At 69.3% G+C, this 19,888-nt stretch carries 18 protein-coding genes; 9 read left to right on the top strand and 9 right to left on the bottom strand.

The annotated features are described in order from the left end of the window. Nucleotides 1-58 precede the first annotated feature (58 nt). Entirely contained in the window at nt 59-1,225 is a 1,167-nt protein-coding gene (locus AB7I40_RS06565) for an LLM class flavin-dependent oxidoreductase (protein WP_428347932.1), read from the top strand. Next, nucleotides 1,222-1,839 carry a CE1759 family FMN reductase gene (locus AB7I40_RS06560; protein WP_428344240.1) on the top strand — a complete coding sequence of 206 codons (618 nt, stop codon included), beginning with the start codon at nt 1,222-1,224 and terminating at the stop codon, nt 1,837-1,839. Before AB7I40_RS06565 ends, AB7I40_RS06560 begins: the two co-directional genes overlap by 4 nt. On the opposite strand, the gene AB7I40_RS06555 is transcribed toward AB7I40_RS06560, so the two are convergent. From AB7I40_RS06555 to glgX, 5 genes are all read right to left on the bottom strand, one after another. Further along, complete coding sequence (locus tag AB7I40_RS06555) at nt 1,836-2,129, bottom strand: chorismate mutase (RefSeq protein ID WP_428344239.1); 294 nt, start codon at nt 2,127-2,129, stop codon at nt 1,836-1,838. The two genes, AB7I40_RS06560 and AB7I40_RS06555, sit on opposite strands and share 4 nt — an antisense overlap. Nucleotides 2,130-2,150: 21 nt before the next feature. Next, entirely contained in the window at nt 2,151-3,695 is a 1,545-nt protein-coding gene (locus AB7I40_RS06550) for an FAD-binding oxidoreductase (RefSeq protein WP_428344238.1), read from the bottom strand. Nucleotides 3,696-3,812: 117 nt separating this feature from the next. Beyond that, the gene (gene treZ / locus AB7I40_RS06545) at nt 3,813-5,570 is read right to left on the bottom strand and encodes a malto-oligosyltrehalose trehalohydrolase (protein WP_428344237.1); all 1,758 of its coding nucleotides are present in this window, start codon (nt 5,568-5,570) and stop codon (nt 3,813-3,815) included. After that, a complete protein-coding gene (locus AB7I40_RS06540; protein ID WP_428347931.1) occupies nt 5,570-8,098 on the bottom strand; it encodes a malto-oligosyltrehalose synthase in 2,529 nt (842 codons plus the stop codon). Before AB7I40_RS06540 ends, treZ begins: the two co-directional genes overlap by 1 nt. Nucleotides 8,099-8,124: 26 nt before the next feature. Beyond that, nucleotides 8,125-10,341, bottom strand: a complete 2,217-nt coding sequence (glgX, locus tag AB7I40_RS06535) for a glycogen debranching protein GlgX (RefSeq protein ID WP_428344235.1) — start codon at nt 10,339-10,341, stop codon at nt 8,125-8,127. Between the two features lie 133 nt (nt 10,342-10,474). Between glgX and AB7I40_RS06530 the strand changes: the two genes are divergently transcribed. Continuing rightward, complete coding sequence (locus AB7I40_RS06530) at nt 10,475-11,797, top strand: serpin family protein (protein ID WP_428344234.1); 1,323 nt, start codon at nt 10,475-10,477, stop codon at nt 11,795-11,797. 83 nt (nt 11,798-11,880) lie between these two features. After that, nucleotides 11,881-12,624, top strand: coding sequence for a hypothetical protein (locus tag AB7I40_RS06525; protein ID WP_428344233.1), 744 nt, complete (start codon nt 11,881-11,883; stop codon nt 12,622-12,624). A 12-nt stretch (nt 12,625-12,636) separates the two neighbouring features. On the opposite strand, the gene AB7I40_RS06520 is transcribed toward AB7I40_RS06525, so the two are convergent. Then, nucleotides 12,637-13,101, bottom strand: a complete 465-nt coding sequence (locus tag AB7I40_RS06520; protein WP_428344232.1) for a PPOX class F420-dependent oxidoreductase — start codon at nt 13,099-13,101, stop codon at nt 12,637-12,639. On the opposite strand from AB7I40_RS06520, the gene thpR reads away from it, so the two are divergent. Further along, nucleotides 13,100-13,744, top strand: coding sequence for an RNA 2',3'-cyclic phosphodiesterase (gene thpR / locus AB7I40_RS06515; protein WP_428344231.1), 645 nt, complete (start codon nt 13,100-13,102; stop codon nt 13,742-13,744). The two genes, AB7I40_RS06520 and thpR, sit on opposite strands and share 2 nt — an antisense overlap. 1 nt (nt 13,745) lies before the next feature. Then, nucleotides 13,746-14,462: a lysostaphin resistance A-like protein gene (locus AB7I40_RS06510; protein WP_428344230.1), complete on the top strand. Its 717-nt coding sequence runs from the start codon at nt 13,746-13,748 to the stop codon at nt 14,460-14,462. On the opposite strand, the gene AB7I40_RS06505 is transcribed toward AB7I40_RS06510, so the two are convergent. Continuing rightward, nucleotides 14,459-15,358, bottom strand: a complete 900-nt coding sequence (locus AB7I40_RS06505) for an NAD(P)H-binding protein (RefSeq protein ID WP_428344229.1) — start codon at nt 15,356-15,358, stop codon at nt 14,459-14,461. The two genes, AB7I40_RS06510 and AB7I40_RS06505, sit on opposite strands and share 4 nt — an antisense overlap. 76 nt (nt 15,359-15,434) lie before the next feature. Here AB7I40_RS06505 and AB7I40_RS06500 point away from each other — a divergent pair, with 76 nt between their 5' ends. Then, complete coding sequence (locus AB7I40_RS06500; protein WP_428344228.1) at nt 15,435-16,034, top strand: ACT domain-containing protein; 600 nt, start codon at nt 15,435-15,437, stop codon at nt 16,032-16,034. Nucleotides 16,035-16,038: 4 nt separating this feature from the next. Here AB7I40_RS06500 and AB7I40_RS06495 read toward each other — a convergent pair whose 3' ends face one another. Next, nucleotides 16,039-16,476, bottom strand: coding sequence for a nitroreductase family deazaflavin-dependent oxidoreductase (locus AB7I40_RS06495; protein WP_428344227.1), 438 nt, complete (start codon nt 16,474-16,476; stop codon nt 16,039-16,041). Between the two features lie 34 nt (nt 16,477-16,510). After that, nucleotides 16,511-17,833 carry a DUF2252 domain-containing protein gene (locus AB7I40_RS06490; protein ID WP_428344226.1) on the bottom strand — a complete coding sequence of 441 codons (1,323 nt, stop codon included), beginning with the start codon at nt 17,831-17,833 and terminating at the stop codon, nt 16,511-16,513. A gap of 43 nt (nt 17,834-17,876) precedes the next feature. Between AB7I40_RS06490 and AB7I40_RS06485 the strand changes: the two genes are divergently transcribed. Together AB7I40_RS06485 and AB7I40_RS06480 are read left to right on the top strand one after the other, a co-directional pair. Next, complete coding sequence (locus tag AB7I40_RS06485) at nt 17,877-18,953, top strand: SLC13 family permease (RefSeq protein ID WP_428344225.1); 1,077 nt, start codon at nt 17,877-17,879, stop codon at nt 18,951-18,953. Between the two features lie 10 nt (nt 18,954-18,963). Then, complete coding sequence (locus tag AB7I40_RS06480; RefSeq protein WP_428344224.1) at nt 18,964-19,881, top strand: 1,4-dihydroxy-2-naphthoyl-CoA synthase; 918 nt, start codon at nt 18,964-18,966, stop codon at nt 19,879-19,881. The last annotated feature ends 7 nt before the right edge of the window (nt 19,882-19,888 follow it).

Raw genomic sequence — 19,888 nt, 5'->3', positions numbered from 1 at the left:
CGACCGTCCGTGGTGCTTTAACATTCAACTACTTAGTTGGATCCTTTGGAGGCAAGTCATGGAGTTCGGAATCTTCACGGTCGGTGATGTCACCACCGACCCGACCACGGGTCGCACCCCCACCGAACACGAGCGCATCAAGAACACCATCGCGATCGCCACGAAGGCCGAGGAGGTCGGTCTGGACGTGTTCGCGACCGGTCAGCACCACAACCCCCCGTTCGTCCCGAGCGCTCCCACGACCACCCTGGCCTACATCGCCGCACAGACCTCGACCCTCAAGCTGTCGACCTCGACCACGCTGATCACGACCACCGACCCGGTACGCATCGCCGAGGACTACGCCACGCTCCAGCACCTCAGCGACGGCCGCATGGACCTCATGATGGGCCGAGGGAACACTGGCCCGGTCTACCCCTGGTTCGGCAAGGACATCCGCGACGGCATCTCGCTGGCCATCGAGAACTACGCGCTGCTGCGCCGCCTGTGGCGCGAGGAGAACGTCGACTGGCATGGCAAGCACCGCACCCCGCTCCAGGGCTTCACCTCGACCCCGCGGCCGCTCGACGGCGTGGCGCCGTTCGTGTGGCACGGCTCGATCCGCAGCCCCGAGATCGCCGAGCAGGCCGCCTACTACGGCGACGGCTTCTTCTCCAACCACATCTTCTGGCCTGCCTCGCACACCCAGCAGATGGTCGCGCTCTACCGTCGTCGCTTCGAGCACTACGGCCACGGCAGCGCCGACCAGGCGATCGTCGGCCTCGGTGGCCAGGTCTTCATGGCGAAGAACAGCCAGGACGCCGTGCGCACCTTCCGGCCCTACTTCGACAACGCGCCCGTCTACGGCCACGGCCCGTCGCTCGAGGACTTCACGTCGCAGACCCCGCTTACGGTGGGATCGCCCCAGGAGGTCATCGAGAAGACGCTCGGATTCCGCGAGTACGTCGGCGACTACCAGCGGCAGCTCTTCCTGATGGACCACGCCGGCCTGCCGCTCAAGCTGGTCCTCGAGCAGCTCGACCTGCTCGGCGAGGAGGTCATCCCGGTGCTCCGTCGTGAGTTCGAGGCGCTGCGCCCGTCCCACGTGCCGGCCACAGCACCGAGCCACGCTGCGCTGGTGGCGGCGTCGGTCGAGCGGACGTCTTCGGTGGTCGAGCGGCCTGCCTCGGTGGTCGAGCGGCCTGCCTCGGTGGTCGAGCCTGTCGAGACCACGAGCCTGCGATGACCACCCGGACCATCGCCGTCGTCACCGCTGGCCTGAGCGAGCCGTCGTCCACGAGTCTGCTCGGGGCCAGGCTCGCCGAGGCGGCCACAGCGGCCCTGCGGGAGCGCGGCGACGACGTACTCGTCGAGCTGATCGAGCTGCGCCCACTGGCCCATCAGCTCGCCGACAACCTGCTCACCGGGTTTGCGGCAGCCGACCTCGCCCGGGCCCAGGCGACGATCGCTGGCGCCGACGCGGTGATCGCGGTGACGCCGGTGTTCAGCGCGTCGTACTCCGGTTTGTTCAAGACGTTCTTCGACGTGCTCGAGGCCGACTCGCTGGCCGGCGTACCGGTCCTGATGGCGGCCACCGCCGGCACGGCTCGGCACTCGCTCGTGCTGGAGCACGCCCTGCGACCGCTGTTCGCCTACCTGCGCGCCACCACGGTCCCGACCGGGGTGTTCGCGGCCTCGGAGGACTGGGGCGACGTCAGCTCCGGTGCCCTGGCCGACCGGATCACCCGGGCCGCCGGCGAACTCGCCGGCCTCGTCAGCGGCCGCCCCGCGCGCCGCACCCCGGACGCGTTCGACCAGGTCGAGGACTTCGAGGACCTGCTGCGAGGGCTGGAGAGCTAGCTTCCCTCGGAGATGCGGACGTGGTGCCGGATCACCTCGCCGACAATGAAGTTGAGGAACTTCTCGGCGAACACCGGGTCCAGGCCGGCATCCGTGGCCAGCGCCCGGAGTCGGATGATCTGGCGTTCCTCGCGGGCCGGGTCCGCCGGCGGCATGCCGTGTTCGGCCTTGAGCACGCCGACATGCTGGGTGCACTTGAAGCGTTCGGCGAGCAGGTGGATGAGGGCGGCATCGATGTTGTCGATGCTGCTGCGCAGGTCGGCGAGTTCGGCAGGCACTGGCTCGGTCACGCGTTCAGGATAGAGAGGTTCTCAGAAGTCCTGAGGCTGCGTGAAGAATCCGGACGCGTCGTACTGCTCCCGGACCGTCGCCAACCGGTCGGCGTTGTCGGCGAAGTACGCCGACCGGAAGTCGGTGAGCGTACTGTCGGAATAGTTGACGTAGGCGTGCTCACCCCACGACGGCACCATGGCCGACCGGAACCCGCGCACATAGCTGTCCGCAGCGCCGGCGGAGCCGACACCGTCGCCGAACGTGGCGGTGTACTGCACCGTCATCAGCGCCGAGCGGTGCCCGAACGCAGTCGCGTCGGCCGCCAGGTCCTGGACCCGTCCCCCAAGCGCATCCATCGAGATCCCCGCTTCCAACAGCCCGGAGGACTGGGCGTCCTGCACGTGGTCGAGCAGTGTGGTGATCCCACCTGCGGGGAGCACGTCGTAGGCGACGTGCGAGGTCGCCCCGAACGCCTCGCGGGTCAGGCTGCCGCCGGGACCGGTGTTGCACTGAGCGACCGGGATGTTGGAACAGCCGGCGTACGACGCCATCGCCTCGCCATAGCTCCGCACGTCACTCGATCGAGACGCCGGCGCGGGCACCTGGTCCAGGAGCCCGGACAGCTGGCCGTCCAACGACGACTGAGCCCCCACCCAGGTGCCGGAGAGCAGCAGCGTGGGCCCGTCGGGGTGCTTCTCGCCGCCGAGGGCCTTCAGGGTCGACCACAGCCGGGCGTCCGCTGACGGCGCCCACTCCTGCCAGGCCGCGATCACCTCAGGGGCCGACGCGATCGGCCAGGTCAGGAAGAACGTGCCGAGCGTCGGTGCTGGCTGGGTGGCGAAGACGAACGAGGTCACGACCCCCACGTGGCCCCCGCCTCCACCGCGCAATGCCCAGAAGAGATCGGGGTCGTGGTCGGCGTCGACGGTGCGCAACGTGGCGTCCGCGGTCACCACGTCCATCGAGGTCACGGCGTCACAGGTCAGGCCCATGGCCCGGGTGAGGACGCCGACCCCTCCGCCCAGGGTCAGCCCGGCGATGCCGACGGTGGCGCAACTGCCTCCGGCGATGGCGCGGCCCGCGGTGCCGAGAGCGGCGTACACGGGTGCGAGTGCGGCCCCGGCGCCGATCGTGGCCGTCGTGCCGTCGACCGTCACGGTGTCCAGGGACCGGCAGTCGATCACCAACGCACGCGGGAGCCCGGTCCTGCCTCCGCCACCTCCCGACCACCCGGGATAGCTGTGACCTCCCGATCGGATCGCGATGGGGATGCCGCTGTCCTGGGCGAAGCTCAGAGCGGTGGCGACGTCGTCGGCTCCGCTGACGGTGAGTACGCCGAGGGGGTGGTTGTCGTCGTAGCGTGGGTTCTCGAGCAGCCGGACGGTGTCATAGGCCGGATCCTTCGGGAGCGCGAGCGAGCCGGTCACGTGGCGACGCAGCTGTGACCAGTTCGCAGTGCCGGCGCTCGGAGAGCCACTCGGCCCGGTCGGGGTCGGCGCGGTGCGGCTCGGATCGCCCGAACAGGCCGCGAGCGCGCCCACGGCTCCCAGGGTCAGCAGCCCTCGGCGGCTCCAACGGTCCACACCGTTGAGGCTAGCTGCATGAATCCCCGGATATCCGGGGAAGTTCGCGGTTGTCAGCCTCTGCAAAGGCTGACAACCGCGAGTTTCCCCGGCCGCCCGGGGATCCCCGCGACCGACTCAGGACGGCGCGAGCAGCGTCCCCGCATGCGGAGGCAGCGTCACCGAGCCGGCTCCCAGGTCGGCGCCGGACCCGGTGTGGAACAGCACCCTCCAGTCCGCTTCGCCGACCTCGACCAGGGCTGGGGCGTCCCCGAAGTTGATGCACATCAGCAGGTCCGAGCGCGCCATCAGGAACACCCGGCGTTGTTCGTCGACCGCGCACGCGACGTGACCGAACGCGGGGTCCGTGAGGGCGGGTTGGGTACGCCGCAGCGCCGCCAGCTCCTGGTAGATCGACAGCATCCGGGCGTGGCGTCCGCTCGAGACCTCCGACCAGTCGAGTTTGGAGTCCAGGAACGACGAGAGCGCCTGGGGATCCGGCACCACAGCCGGGTCCCAGCCCATCTTCTCGAACTCAGCGATCCGGCCCTCTGCGGTGGCCCGTCCGAGGTCCGGTTCGGGGTGCGAGGTGAAGAACTGGAACGGGGTCGATGCCGCCCACTCCTCGCCCTGGAACAGCATCGGAGTGAATGGACCGGCCAGCGTCAGCAGCGCAGCACAGGCCAGTTGGTCATCGTCGAGATGCTCGGTGATGCGGTCGCCGCGGGCCCGGTTGCCGATCTGGTCGTGGTTCTGACTGGCCACCACCAGGCGCCAGGTCGGCATGGTGGCGGTGTCGATCGGCACGCCGTGGTCGCGCTCGCGGAACGAGGAGTAGGTGCCGTCGTGGAAGAAGCCACGCTCGCACACCTTCGCCAGGGCCGTCAGCGGCTCGAAGTCGGCGTAATAGCCGGCCACCTCCCCGGTCAGCGCCACGTGCACGGCGTGGTGGAAGTCGTCGCTCCACTGGGCGTCGAGCCCGTAGCCGCCCGCCTCCCGGGGGGTGACCAGCCGGGGGTCGTTGAGGTCCGACTCGGCGATCAGCGTCAGGGGTCGCCCGACGTACGCCGACAGCGCGGCGACCTCGATCGCCATCTCCTCCAGCAGGTGCGTCGGTGAGTCGTCCGCAAGGGCGTGTACGGCGTCCAGCCGCAACCCGTCCACGTGGTAGTCGGCGAACCACATCAGGACGTTGTCGAGGATGAGGCGCCGCACCTCGGCGGCATCTGGGCCATCGAGGTTGACGTGCGAGCCCCAGGTGTTGGCACCCTCGGCCTTCAGGTAGGGGCCGAACATCGGCAGGTAGTTGCCCGACGGCCCGAGGTGGTTGTGCACCACGTCCTGGATCACGCCCAGTCCGGCCGCGTGGCAGCCGTCGACGAACCGCTGGTAGCCCTCCGGGCCACCGTAAGCCTCGGTGACCGCTGACCACAGCACGCCGTCATAGCCCCAGTTGTGGGTGCCGTTGACGGCGTTGACCGGCATCACCTCCACGAAGTCCACGCCGATCGACTTCAGGTGGTCCAGCTTGCCGAGGGCCGCGTCGAAGGTGCCTTCGGGGGTGAACGTGCCGACGTGGAGTTCGTAGATGACCCGACCGGCGAGCTGGCGACCTGTCCACGACTGGTCGGTCCACGCGAACGCGGCCGGGTCGAAGGTCCGCGAACGTTCGTGCACTCCCGAGGGCTGGCGGCGCGAGCGCGGATCCGGGACGGGGGTCTGTGCGTCATCGATCAGGTAGCCGTAGTCGACCTCGTGGGCGGCGACCGGCGCGGCCGGGGTCCACCAGTGGTCGGGTCCCCGCAGCATCGGCACCACGTCGTCGCCGACGCTGAGTCGCAGCCGGGTCGGTACCGGCGCCCAGACATCGAAGGGGCCACGTGCGGTCGGCTTCATCAGGAGTCCTCTCGGGCCAGGAGCGCCACCGGCAGGTCATGGAGCAGCACGGAGAGGGGGACTGCTCCGGAGTACTCGCGGCCGGTCACCTGCTCCAACCACGTGCCCTGGGGCAGCCGCAGCACGGTGTCGCCCCAGCCGCCCGCGGCAGCAAGCCCCAGGGGCAGTCGGGTGACCACGGTGACGGCTCCTCCACGGTCGAAGGCCAGGGCGTGGTCGGCGGCCGAGCCCTCGGCGCTGAGCGGGTCGTAGGAGGTGAACAGGTCGGCGCGGTCTCGGCGCAGCGTCAGCGCGGCGTAGGTGAGGGCCAGCTTGGCCGCGCCGGTGTCGTCCGGCGAGACGCTCAGCGGTGTCGCCTCGCCGCGCCGTACGCCGGCCAGGTGCGCAGCGCGGGCGTCGAAGTCCACCGGGCGCCGGTTGTCGGGGTCTACCAGGCTCTGCTCCCACAACTCGCTGCCCTGGTAGACGTCCGGCACCCCCGGCATCGTGATGCCCAGCAGCTTCGCCGCCAGGGCGTTGCTCCATCCAGGGGCGACCACGACGGCCAGCAGTTCTTCGAGCACCTGCCGAACGGCGGGGTCGTCGAGGGCAGCATCGACCGCCGCGTGGACGGCGTTCTCATACGATTCGTCTGGAGCGGTCCAGGTGGTGCGGTCGCCTGCTTCGCGCATGGCCTTCTCCGCGTAGCCGTGCAGTCGGGCGCGCAGGTCCGGCGGTGGCTCCGCGCCGGTGCCGGCCGGCCACGCGCCGACGATCGCCTGCCAGAGCAGGGAACCGAAGCCGGCGTCGGGCACCGGTGCCAGCGAGAGCAGCTCGTCGAGCGCGGCCTCCCAGACCAGGGGGGTCTCGGAGAGCACCGTGATCCGGGCCCGGACGTCCTCACCGCGCTTGGTGTCGTGGGTGGACAGGCAGGTCATGGCGTCCGGCCATTCGTGCTGCCGGTCGGCGAGCCACCCGTGGAAGACAGTGGGTGTGGTCGCGAAGACCGACGGGTCGCCGCCGACCTCGTTGAGCGAGGTCAGGCGCGACCAGCGGTAGAAGGCGCAGTCCTCCACGCCCTTGGCCATCACCATCCCGCTGGTCTGCTGGAAACGTCTGGCCGCGGCCGAGGCCGGGTCACCGAGGATCGGCGCGATGGTGTCGAAGGCCGTTCCCAGCTCCGGTCGGTGGGACCGGGCCAGGGCGAGTGCCTCGTCGAGGTGCTCGCGACCGCCCGGCAGGTAGGACCGGTAGACGGGGAAGCAGGCGAGCAGCTCCGCGACGGCATCCGCGATGGCGGTGGTCTCGACAAGCTCGACCACCGAATCATGGACCTCGACGACCGAGTCATGGACCTCGACGACCGAGTCATGGACCTCGGCCACCGAGTGATCGACCTCGACCACCGAGTGAGGCACGGATCCCCGGCGTCGATCGAGCTCGACCACCGAGTGATCGAGCTCGACCGACAGCTCTCTGGTGATGCGCTGCACCTCGGAGTTGAGGATCGTGTCCGCCACCGTGCGCTTGGTGTCGTGGATCAGGTCGTGCCAGTCCACCGGGGCGCCCCGGAGTCGGGTCTCGAGCGCATCCAAGGACGCCTGACCGGCCGGGTCGGTCAGGACCCGGTCGATGAACGCCAAGGCGTCGTAGCCCGTCGTCCCCTCGGTGGACCAGGTCGCGGGCAGTCGCTCCCCGGGTTCGAGGATCTTCTCGACGAGCACGTAGGCGTTGCCGGTGATCTCGGCCAGGTCGGCCAGGTAGCCCTCGGGATCGCGCAGCCCGTCGGGGTGGTCCACCCGGAGGCCGTCGACCAGCTCTTCGTCGAACCATCGCTTGATCTCGACGTGCGACTCGGCGAAGACAGCCGGGTCCTCGACGCGCACGGCGGCCAGCGTGTTGACGGCGAAGAAGCGCCGGTAGTTCAGCCCCGAGTCCGCGACCCGCCAGTTCACGATCTCGTAGTGCTGGCGGTCGTGGACCGTGTTCGGGTCGGCCCCGTCGTCAGCCGTGCCAGGGGCGATGGGAAAGCGGTGGTCGTGGTAGCGCAGCTCGGGACCGGTGGGGGTGTCGGCGAGGCTGAGGTGGGCGATCGGACCGCCGGTCGGGGACCGGTCGTCGTCGCCGGCCACGGGGATCCGGATCCGGCCGCCGCCGGCGTCCCAGTCGACGTCGAACGTGTCGGCCCGGACCGAGGATCGGCCGTGTTGGAGCAGGTCCCACCACCAGGTGTTCAGGTGCGGGCTGGCGACGCCGACGTGGTTGGGCACGATGTCGACGAGCACCCCCATGCCGAGCCGTTTCGCCTCCGCAGACAGGGCAGCCAGTCCCTCGGCGCCGCCGCGGTCCGGGTCGATCCGGTCGTGCGAGACCACGTCGTAGCCGTGGTTGCTGCCCACCTCTGCGGCCAGCAGGGGTGAGAGGTAGACCCAGTCGACGCCCAGGTCATGCAGGTAGGACAGGCGGCGCGTCGCTTCGAACAGGTCGAAGTCCTTGCTGATCTGGAACCGGTAGGTGCTGACCGGCTTGCTGGTCCTGCCCTCGCCCATGAGTGGCTTCTCCCTCGTGCTGGTGTCTAGCGTGCGTGTCGCTGCTCGGAGGCCACCGTCGACGTGGCCGAGGTGGCCAACGCGGCCACGGACGCGGCCACCGAGTGGTCCGGGGCCGCTTCGGGCTCGGCGTGCTCGCGCAGGACGACGAGCGAGTGCGTCTCCAAGGAGAAGGTCGACCCGGCCGGGCAGGTCTCGGTCTCGTCGGCCGACCCGCCGGTGTCGATGACGACGTCCCATGCGGCGGCGTACTCGTCGGGGGGCAGCGTGACCTCGATCGGGCCGTCGGCGTTGAAGTAGAGCAGGAAGTGGTCATCGAGGATGGTGCCGCCGCGACTGTCCTTGCCGGCGATGCCGTCACCGTTGAGGTACATGCCGATGGCCTGGGACCCGCTCTGCCAGTCCTCCTCCTCCATCGGGCGGCCGTCGGGGTGCAGCCAGACGATGTCGTTGAGCCGGTCGCCCTCGGCGCCGTTGCCGATGCGCACCGTGTTGCCGGTGAAGAAGCGCTTGCGTCGGAAGGTCGGGTGGCTCTTGCGCAGCTTCGCGACTGCGGCGGTGAACTCGATCAGCGGCTTGTCGGCCTTGTCCCAGTGCACCCAGGAGATCTCGGAGTCCTGGGCGTAGGTGTTGTTGTTGCCGTCCTGGGTGCGGCCCATCTCGTCGCCGTGCAGCAGCATCGGGACGCCCTGGCTCAGCAGCAGCGTGGCGATGAAGTTGCGCTGCTCGCGAGCGCGCGCCTGCTGGATCTCAGGGTCCTCGGTCGGCCCCTCGGCGCCGTGGTTCCAGGAACGGTTGTGGCTCTCGCCGTCGTTGCTGTCCTCGCCGTTGGCCTCGTTGTGCTTCTCGTTGTAGGAGACCAGGTCGCGCAGCGTGAAGCCGTCGTGAGCGGTCACGAAGTTGATGCTCGCGACCGGGCGACGCCCCGAGTGCTCGTAGAGGTCGGAGGAGCCGGCCAGCCGGGACACGAACTCGCCCAGCGACGGCTCCCCGCGCCAGAAGTCGCGCACGGTGTCGCGGTAGGCGCCGTTCCACTCGGTCCACTGCGGCGGGAAGTTGCCGACCTGGTAGCCGCCCGGGCCGACGTCCCACGGCTCGGCGATCAGCTTCACCTGGCTCACGATGGGGTCCTGTTGCACGAGCTCGAAGAACGTCGCGAGCCGGTCGACGTCGTAGAACTCCCGAGCCAGGGCTGCGGCGAGGTCGAAGCGGAAGCCGTCGACGTGCATGTCGGTGACCCAGTAGCGCAGCGAGTCCATGATCAGCTGCAGGGAGTGCGGGTGCCGCACGTTCAGCGAGTTCCCGGTGCCGGTGTAGTCCATGTAGTACTGCTCGTCGTCCTCGACGAGGCGGTAGTACGCCGGGTTGTCGATCCCCTTGAAGCTCAGCGTTGGGCCGAGGTGGTTGCCCTCGGCGGTGTGGTTGTAGACCACGTCGAGGATGACCTCGATGCCGGCGGCGTGCATCGACTTCACCATCGTCTTGAACTCCTGGACCTGCTGACCCAGGTCACCGGTGGCGGCGTAGTCGGCGTGCGGTGCGAAGAAGCCCAGGGTGTTGTAACCCCAGTAGTTGCGCAGGCCCTTCTCCAGCAGCGTGTTGTCCTGGACGAACTGGTGCACCGGCATCAGCTCGATCGCGGTCACCCCGAGCTTGTTCAGGTGCTGGGTGATGGCCGGGTGGGCGAGCCCGGCGTAGGTGCCCCGCAGCTCCTCGGGGACATCCGGGTGCAGCTGGGTCATGCCCTTGACGTGAGCCTCGTAGATCAGCGACTCGTTGTAGGGCACCCGGAGCGGACGATCGCCCTCCCACTCGAAGAACGGGTTGATCACCACCCCGAAGGTCATGTGCCCGGCGGAGTCCTGGTCGTTGCGGGACTCGGGATCGCCGAAGTCGTAGCCGAAAAGCGACTGGTCCCAGTCGATCTCTCCGGAGGTGGCCTTGGCGTAGGGGTCGAGCAGCAGCTTGTTGGGGTTGCAGCGCAACCCCTTCTCCGGATCCCACGGCCCGTGCACCCGGTAGCCGTAGCGCTGCCCCGGCTGGACCTGCGGGAGGTAGCAGTGCCAGACGTAGGCGTCGACCTCGGTGACCTCGATGCGGGTCTCCTTCTGCCGGCCGCGCTTGCTCTCCTCGAACAGGCACAGCTCCACGCGCTCGGCGACCTCGCTGAACAGGGCGAAGTTGGTGCCGCTGCCATCGAAGGTGGCACCCAACGGATACGGCATTCCTGGCCAGGTCTCCACCACATCAGCTCCTAGCCTGGTTGTTTTGATCGATCCAACTACATCACGAGTGCGCCGTACCCGTCGCATCCGGACCTAACCATTGCCGAGCGCGGAACCGCTCACAAGTGGTGAGCGTCATACGATCATGGAGATGACCCGACGCGATGCGCTGCGGCTGCTTGCCGTGCTCGCCGCAGTGGCGGGAAGCCCCGCCCTGCTGGCGGCGTGCGGGACGGAACAGGACCGGCCCCAGGGCCGGTCGGAAGGTGACGACGTGACCGAACTGGTCAGCTCGGAGGAGGAGCGCTCGCCCGGTCGGGTCGAGTCGCTGCCCGAGGCGGTCGCCTCGATCAGTGCCCTCGGCGGCGGCGTGTACGCCGAACTGAGCCGCCAGCCGGGCAATCTCGCCGTGTCGCCGTACTCGGTCGTGGTCGCTCTGGCGATGACCCTGAACGGTGCCGCCGGAGCCACCGCCGCAGAGATGAGGTCGGTTCTCGGGGTCTCCGACCTCGACGACTTCAACGGTGGGCTGGACGCGCTGACCCTGCACATCGAAGGGTTGGCCGGCACCCAGCGCCGTGCCGACGGCAGTGAGGCCGAACTCGTCCTCGCGGCCGCCAACGCACTGTTCGGGCAGCGCGACACGACCTGGCAGGAGCCGTTCCTGGACGCGTTGGCACGCTACTACGGCGCGGGCATGCGGCAGGTCGACTTCGTCGGCGACACCGAAGGTGCGCGCACGGTCATCAACGACTGGACCGCCGAGCAGACCCGTGACCGGATCCCGCAGATCCTGCCCGCAGGCGCCCTCGATGAGCTGACCCGGCTGGTGTTGGTCAACGCCATCTATCTCAAGGCCCCCTGGGAGGAGCCGTTCTTCGCCTCGGCCACCGCGGCGAAGCCCTTCACCACCGACGACGGCCGCACGGTGCAGGCCGACACCATGACCGTCGGACTGGCCACCTCGGGCTACGCCCGCGACGACGACTGGCAGGCAGTGCGACTGCTCTACGCGGGCGGTCAGCTCGCGATGACGATCCTCCTGCCCGCCGAGGGGCGGCTCGCCGCAGTCTCGGACCTCGTGGCCGGCGGCGGCCTGGGTGAGATCCTCGGCGCCAACCGGGACGCCAAGGTGCGCCTGTGGATGCCGAAGTGGGAGTTCCGCACCCAGGCCATGCTGGCCCCCATCCTCGGTGCGCTCGGCATGCCCACGGCCTTCACCGAGGCGGCCGACTTCAGCGCGATCACCACCACCGAGGAGGTGCACCTTTCCGCCGTCGTGCACGAGGCGTTCATCGCGGTCGACGAGGAGGGCACCGAAGCGGCGGCCGCTACCGCCGTGGTCGCGGGCACCACCTCGATGCCCCAGTACGTCGACGTGAACGTCGACCGAGCCTTCCTGTTCGTCATCCACGACGTGGCCCATGGCACCCCACTGTTCCTGGGGCGGGTGGGCGACCCGACCGCAGGGTGAATCCGGGATGCGTGTCGGTCGGCCTCGCAGGTCGTGATCGAATAGGGGCTCATCGATCGCCGGCCACACGGGAGTGAACACACATGAACAGCACCGCACGGACGTTTCTCGGGGGAGCGGTGGGTGTCGTCGTACTGGCGGCCCTCGGTGCTTGTGGCGGCGGCGACTCCAGCGAGGACTCGTCGGGCGATGCCGCCTCGGAGGCATTCGCCAAGAAGTCGGCCAAGGACATCCAGGACGCGGCTCTCGCTGACATGAAGTCCCTGGACTCGGTGACGATGACCGGTGAGCTGACGCAGGGCGAGGGCACCCTGGGCCTCGACCTCACCCTCAACACCGACGGTGAGTGCGAGGGCAGCATCACCATCGGCGAGGGGTCCGCTGACCTGATCAATGTCGGCGACAGCTCGTACCTCAAGGGTGACGAGGCGTTCTGGGCGGGCACCGCGGGTGCCGAACAGGGCAAGTCCGTGGTCGCCCTGCTGGGTGACAAGTGGGCGCTCATCCCCGCCGAGGGCGGCTTCGGTGAGGTCTGCGACCTCGACCAGCTCCTCGACGGCTTCGGCGACGAGCCGACCGACGGCGAGGAGCCGGTGGTGGGCGACGTCACCGAGGTGGACGGCGAGGAGGCCGTCGAGGTCACCAGGGACAAGGACGGCGCGAAGGTCGTGGCCCTGGTGGCCACCGGGGACAAGCACTACATCCTGAAGATCGCGCAGGAAGGTGGCGACGAGCCAGGCTCGTTCACCTTCAGCGACTTCAACGAGGACCTGGACGTGGAGGCTCCGGCCGACGACGAGGTCGTCGACCTCGCCCAGGCCGGCTGACGGTCCGGCCGCTCAGTCGGCCAGTCGCGCCGGGAAGCCGCCCGTTGCGACGGGCGACCAGCGGGTGGGCGTGATCCGCAGCAGGGACTTGCCCTGCGTGAGCATCGCGGCGCGGTAGTCGTCCCAGTCCGGGTGCTCCCCGGAGATGCTGCGGAAGTAGGCCACCAACGGCTCGACGGAGTCAGGGGCGTCGATCACCTCGCAGTCGCCGTCCACCTGCACCCAGGCGTCGTTGAACTCGTCGGAGAGCACCAGCACGCTCACCTGCGGTCGGCGCCGGGCGTTGGCGGTCTTCGCGCGCTCTGGGTAGGTGGAGATGACGATCCTGCCCTGCTCGTCGACGCCGCCGGTGACCGGCGAGGACTGGGGGCGGGCGTCGGAGCGCTCGGTGATCAGGATCATCTTGTGTCGCGGCCGGACGAAGGCCAGCAACGCGTCGAGGTCGACCTGGGTGGTGGTTGCGATGGTGCGTGCCATGTCTCCAGCCTGCCAGCAGCGGAAATCGATTGCCCTCGCCCCGGGGGTCGTCGACGATGATGACGTGCGGATGTTCGTGGCGGTGGTCCCGCCGGATGAGGCCCTGGACGACCTCGACGAGTTCCTCGACGTACGGCGCGCAGCGGCCGACTTCCGGTGGTCCGCCCGGGAGCAGTGGCACCTGACGCTGGGGTTCTTCGCCGAGGTGCGCGAGCGCCGGCTCGACGAGCTGGTCGGTGGCCTCGAGCGGGTCGCGGCCCGACGGACCGTCTTCGCCACGAGGATCCTCGGGGGAGGAGCCTTCCCGGACGCGGCGGGGGCCAAGGTCCTCTGGGCCGGTGTTGATGCCGGCGACGACCTGAGTCGGCTGGCCCGCGGTGTCCGCGGTGCTGCCAACACTGCCGGTGTCCGGGTCGACGGTGCCCGGTTCCGGCCCCACGTGACACTGGCCAGGTTCGGCCGGCCGCGGGAGGTGACCCGGTGGGTCCGGGTCCTGGATTCCTACCGGGGGCCGGAGTGGGAGGTCAGTGAGATCGCGCTGATCGAGTCGCACCTCGGCGAGGGGCCACGCAGGTCGCCCCGGTACGAGACGGTGGTGACGATCCCGCTGGGTGCCCTCACCGGGGGCCGCTTAGGCTGGTGACATGAGGATCGGTGACCTGCTCCGCACGTCACTGTGGGACATCTTCCCTCGCGATCACTGGCAGTCCCCCGCGGATTTTCGCCGCCGGCAGGCGGTCACGGTCGTCGTCGTGCTCATCGGCGCGATCGTGTTGGCCCTGTCGCTGCGCATCGAGCCGGGCAGCCCGAGCTTCTACCCGGCCACGCTGGTCCTGGCGGCGGTGTGGGCCATCGGGGGCTTCGCCTCGGGCCCCCTGCACCTGGGCCGCATCGAGACCGGGCCCCAGACAGGTGACCGGATCGGTGACCGGGCCAGGCGCCCCATCGTGCAACCGATCGTCATCGGGCTCGCGCTGTCCGCGGTGTTCACGGTGGGAGCGCTGATCGTGCGCGAGATCCCACTGCTGGAGAAGCAGGTCAGCTCGGTGCTGGACTTCGCCAACCAGGGCGTCGGCCCGCTGGTGCTGCTGGTGACCGTGCTCAACGGGATCGCCGAGGAGCTGTTCTTCCGTGGCGCGGTCTACGCGGCCGTGAAGAAGCACCAGGTCGCGGTCACCGCTGTCGCCTACTGCCTCACCACCGCCGCGACGGGCAACATCATGTTGACGTTCGCTGCGCTGATCCTCGGCGTCGTGGTGGGCCTGCAGCGCCGGGCCAGCGGCGGCGTACTCGCACCGATCCTCACCCACCTGACCTGGTCGGTGTCGATGCTCTACGTGCTTCCGGCGATCTTCGGCTAGGCCTTCTCGGCGCTGCGTTCGGCGAGGGCGACCCGCACCGACTCCTCGTAGGTCATCGAGTCTCCGGGCACGATGTCCTTGATGGAGTGCTCGCTCACCACGACCTCGGTGCCCATGGAGTCGATGAGGTTGCGTCCGGTCGTGACATCGACGTCGGTGACCAGGGCCAGCCAGTACGACGACAGCCGCGGGGTGAGCACCGGAACCGTCACGATGGGCACCGAGCGCCCCTTCTCGACTTGGGCGGCGATGCGCAACATCTCGATGTAGGTCAACCGGTCCGGGCCACCGATCTCGAAGATCCGGCCGAACGCCTGGGGCTTGTCGGCGACGCCGACGAGGTAGCGGACCACATCGTCCAGCGCGATCGGCTGGGTGCGGGTGGTGGCCCACTTGGGCACGATCATCGCCGGCAGGCTCTTGACCAACTGGCGGGTGATCTCCCACGAGATGCCGCCGTTCCCGACCACGATCGCGGCGCGCAGAGCGGTCACGGGTACGCCGTCCTCGGACAGCAGCGATTCCACCTCCCGGCGCGAGCGCAGGTGTGCCGACAGGCTGCCGTCGTCGGCGCCGAGCCCGCCGAGGTAGACGATCTGGCGGACACCGGCCTTCGCCGCCGCCGCGGAGAAGTTGCGCGCAGCCTGCGCATCCAGGCGCTCGAAGTCGGCGTCGTCGAGTGAGTGCACCAGGTAGTAGGCGATGTCCACCCCGGCCAGGGCGGCGTCGAGGGAGTCGCTGTCTGCGACATCGCCACCCACCGGGGTCCCCGGTCCGTCGTAGGTGTCCGGGTGGCGCGTCATCGCCCGGAGGTCGTCGTGGCCGGCTGCGCTGAGTGCTTTCATGAGGCGACGACCAACGAATCCGGTCGCGCCCGTGACGAGGATCCGAGGCATGTGTGCAGCCTAGTCGGGGGGTTCACGTCGCGGATGGCGTCACGAGCGCGTAACCCAGTGGGTCTAGGGTCGATGCATGCCGTTCCTGCTCCGCGTCGCCCTGCCGGACGTGCCCGGTTCGCTGGGCCGCGTGGCGACCGCGATCGGTGAGGCCGGCGGCGACATCGAGGCCATCGAGATCGTCGAGCACCGTCACGACGGCACCGCGGTCGACGATGTCCTGCTCGAGGCGCTCCCCGGCGTGATGCCCGACTCGCTGGTCTCGGCCTGCAACGCCCTCGACGGGGTGTCCGTGGTCTGGATCAGTCGTTACGCCGCCGGAGGCGGGCTCTTCCTCGACCTCGAGGCCGTGGAGGAACTGACCGCCCACCCGACCCTGGCCGTCAACAGGCTGGTCGAGCTGCTGCCGAAGATCTTCCGGGCCGACTGGGCCGCCCGGGTCGGGGCCGACGGGGTCCTGCAGCGCACGGGCGCGGCACCCGACGAGTTCGCGTGGCTGCGCGTCGACAAGCCCGGACGCCTCGACAGCGCCGACGACAACGTCCTCGCCGCGGCACCGTTGGCGGGTGACGAGTTCGTCGTGCTGGCCCGGCGTGGCGGCCCGGACATCCTGGACTCGGAGATGGCCAGGCTGGGTCACCTCGTGGCGCTGGCGGTCTCGATCGCGGGCTCCTGAGGCGTCACTCGATCTTGGTGAGGACGAAGACCGGGATCTCCCGGTCGGTCTTCTCCTGGTAGCCCGCATACGGCGGGAAGGCGGCCACACAGCGCTCCCACCAGGCCTCCCGCTCCGCACCGGTGACGATCCTGGCTGTGTACGACGCCGGCTCCGGGCCGTCCTGCAGGTCCACCACCGGGTGGGCCACGAAGTTGTGGAACCACGCCGGGTGCTCCGGGGCACCGCCCTTGGACGCCACCGCGGCGTACTCGCCGTCGTGCTCGACGCGCATCACCGGGTTCTTGCGCAACTTGCCGGATTTCGAGCCGACGGACGTGATCACGACGATGGGGCGGCCCTGGATCGTGTTGGACTCGCGTCCGCCGGAGGCCTCGTACTCGTCGACCTGCTTGGCGGCCCACCCGGAGGTGCCGCGCTCGTAGTCACCCTTCAGTGTCATAGAGGGAGAATGCCACGGGGCGCCTCGTTGTTCCTCAGCCGACGGCTGAGACCAGGTCGAAGGCACCCTCGCGGAAGGCGTCGACGAACAGGGCATGGTCCTTGCGGGTCCTGCTGGCGTAGTCGATGGCGAAGTCGACGAGCTCGTCGAGGAAGCCCTCGAGATCTGCGTCGATGGCCTCGATGATGGCCTCCTCGGTCTGGAAGTCGACCAGGTCCTCGTCGCTGTCCTCGTCGGAGACACAGTGGATCTTGGCGGTCGCCCGGCCGAGCAGCTCCACCACCGGCTCGATGTCCTCGGGCTCGCTGATCCGGGACCAGTCGAGGTCGGCCTCGTACGGCGACACCTCGGCGACGACGTACCCGACCTTGTCCACGGTGGTCCAGCCGAGGAACGGGTCGGTGTGCACCTGGAGCTCGCGCTGGCTGATCACGGTGCGGTGACCCTCGTGCTGGAAGAACGAGGTCGCCCGCTCGTCCTCGACGATGCGACCGACGGCCGGGACGTTGGCCTGCTTCATCGAGAGCACCACGTCGTTCTCGAGCGCCTGGTTCAGGCCCTCGATCAGGACGTTGTAGGCCGGCAACCCAGCTGAGCCGATCCCGAACCCGGAGCTCCCGACGACATCCTTGATGTCGTAGAAGACGTCCTGTTGCTGACGCTTGGAGTCCGACAGTGTCGTCAGGTAGCGCGCGAAGGCCCGCTCGACCTTGGCGCGTTCGGTCTTCCCCAGTTCACGCACGCCGGCGCCCCGCGTGAAGCGGCGCTCGTGCTCGACCACCTCGGTCATGTCGTCGAGCATCTCGATGCGGGTGCACATCCGGGCCGTCATGAGCACCTGGTGGATGGCGCCATCGGTGTTGTCGAGACGCAACGCGAACGCCTCGTCCTGATCGACCTGCACGTAGTGGCGCACCTGCTCGACGTACGCCTCGAGATAGGTCCTGGCCAGGCGGCGGATGTCGGTCTCCGGCAGGGCCTTCTGCCAGCCCATGAGCGCGAGGCTCGCGACGAACCGGCGAAGGTCCCAGCTGAAGTGGCCCAGGTAGGCCTCGTCGAAGTCGTTGACGTCGAACACGAGCACCCCCTCGGAGTTCATGTAGGTGCCGAAGTTCTCCGCATGGAGGTCGCCGTGGATCCAGACCCGGCTCGTGCGTTCGTCGGAGCGGTGCTCGCGGCGCCGAGCCATGTCGGCGTAGAAGAGGACGGCGCTGCCACGGTAGAACGCGAACGGGTCGGCGGCCATCTTGCGGAACTTGGTGCGGAAGCCTGCGGCGTCCGCCTTCATCAGCGGCTCGAACGCCTCGCTGAGGGTGGCGACGATCAGTTCCTGGCGTTTCGCGTTGCTGGCAGGCATCCCTCGACCCTAGGCGGCGACGCGAAACGCGTAGGGTCTCCTCGTGCTCATCGAGGCCGTCGAGGCTGCCTGGCAGGCGACCTGGCCGGTGCTGCTCTTCCTGGTCGTCATCACCCTGGTCAGCGACCTGTGCGCCGACGCCCGCGTGTTCGACGTGGCCGCGCACCTGTTCGCCCGCGCCGCCGGCGGCCGCACCCTCCTGCTGTTCGCGCTCTACTGCCTCCTGGCCACGGTGACGACCGTCCTGCTCAGCATCGACACCACGGCCGTGATGCTCACGCCCGTGGCGCTGGCCCTGGCGGCCGAGCTCGACCTCCCGCCGCTGCCGTTCGCGTTCGCGACCATCTGGCTGGCGAACGGCGCGTCCCTGCTCCTGCCGATCTCCAACCTCAGCAACCTGCTGGCGGTGGAACGCACGGGCCAGAGCGCCGGAGAGTTCGTGGCCGACCTGTGGCTGCCTCAGCTCGTCGTGCTGGTGGTGGTGCTCGGCGTCCTCTTCGTCCGGTTCCGCGCGAGCATCCGCGGACGGTACGCCGTGCCACGGGTGCTGCCTGCGCACGACCGGGTCCTGGTGGTGGCCGCCTCGGTGATCGCGCTGGGCATCGCGATCGGCACCGTGGTCGGGACGCCGGCCTGGTTGGCCGCCACCATCGGGCTGCTGCTGCTCGTGGGGCTCTGCCTGCTGCGCGACCCCGCCCTCGTGAGGCCGGCCCGGCTGTTCTCCCTGGTCCCGGCCCGGATCGTCCTCGGTGCCTTCGCCCTCTTCGTGCTGGTCGAGCTGGCGCTCGTGGTCTTCGAGCCCGACACGATCGGCTGGCCGAACGACGTGGTGCTGGCCGGCAGCGCCGCCGTACTCTCCAATGCGGTGAACAACCTGCCGGCCTGGCTGGCGCTCGCGCCGGTGACGCCCTCCTCCAGCTATCCGGCACTGCTGGTCGGCATCAACGTCGGCGGCATGCTGCTGCTGTGGGGGTCGCTGGCCAATCTGCTGTGGTTGCGCCGTTGCGCGAAGGTCGGGGTCACCGTCACCGCGGCTCGGTTCGCGAAGGAGGGTGTGGCGGTGGTGCCGCTGGCCGTCCTGCTCGGTGCCCTGGCCTGCGGACTGCGCGGGGCCGGATAGCCTGCCGGTCATGAGTGCACTCGAGGGCGTGTCGCAGACGTTCGACCCGGACGCCTGGGACCCCGTGCCCGGCTTCGAGGACCTGACCGACCTCACCTACCACCGTGCGCGCGCCCACGGCACCGTGCGGATCGCCTTCGACCGTCCCGACGTGCTCAACGCGTTTCGGCCGCACACCGTCGACGAGCTGTTGCGGGTGCTGGAGCACGCGCGCACCAGCGGCGACGTGGGCTGCGTGCTGCTCACCGGCAACGGCCCGTCGGAGAAGAACGGCAAGTGGGCGTTCTGCACCGGCGGCGACCAGCGGATCCGCGGCCGGGCGGGCTACCAGTACGCCGAGGGCGAGACCGCGGACACCGTGGACAAGGCGAAGATGGCGCGCCTGCACATCCTCGAGTGCCAGCGGCTGATCCGGTTCATGCCGAAGATCGTGATCTGCGTGGTCCCCGGCTGGGCCGCCGGTGGTGGGCACTCCCTGCACGTGGTGTGCGACCTGACGCTGGCCAGCAGCGAGCACGCCCGGTTCAAGCAGACCGACGCTGACGTGGGCTCGTTCGACGGTGGGTTCGGCTCGGCCTACCTCGCTCGCCAGGTGGGACAGAAGTTCGCCCGCGAGATCTTCTTCCTGGGCGAGGAGTACTCCGCCGAGGACGCCTACCGGATGGGCATGGTGAACCGGGCGGTGCCGCACGACTCGCTGGAGGCCGTCGCGCTGGACTGGGGCGCCAAGATCAACGGCAAGAGCCCCACGGCCCAGCGGATGCTGAAATACTCCTTCAACCTGATCGACGACGGACTGGTCGGCCAGCAGCTCTTCGCCGGTGAGACGACCCGGCTGGCCTACATGACCGACGAGGCCCAGGAGGGGCGCGACCAGTTCCTGGAGAAACGCGAGCCCGACTGGTCGCCGTACCCCTGGTACTACTGATCTGGCG

Source organism: Nocardioides sp. (assembly GCF_050246775.1).
Taxonomy (GTDB): domain Bacteria; phylum Actinomycetota; class Actinomycetes; order Propionibacteriales; family Nocardioidaceae; genus Nocardioides.
This window is presented reverse-complemented; position numbering and strand designations above follow the sequence as displayed.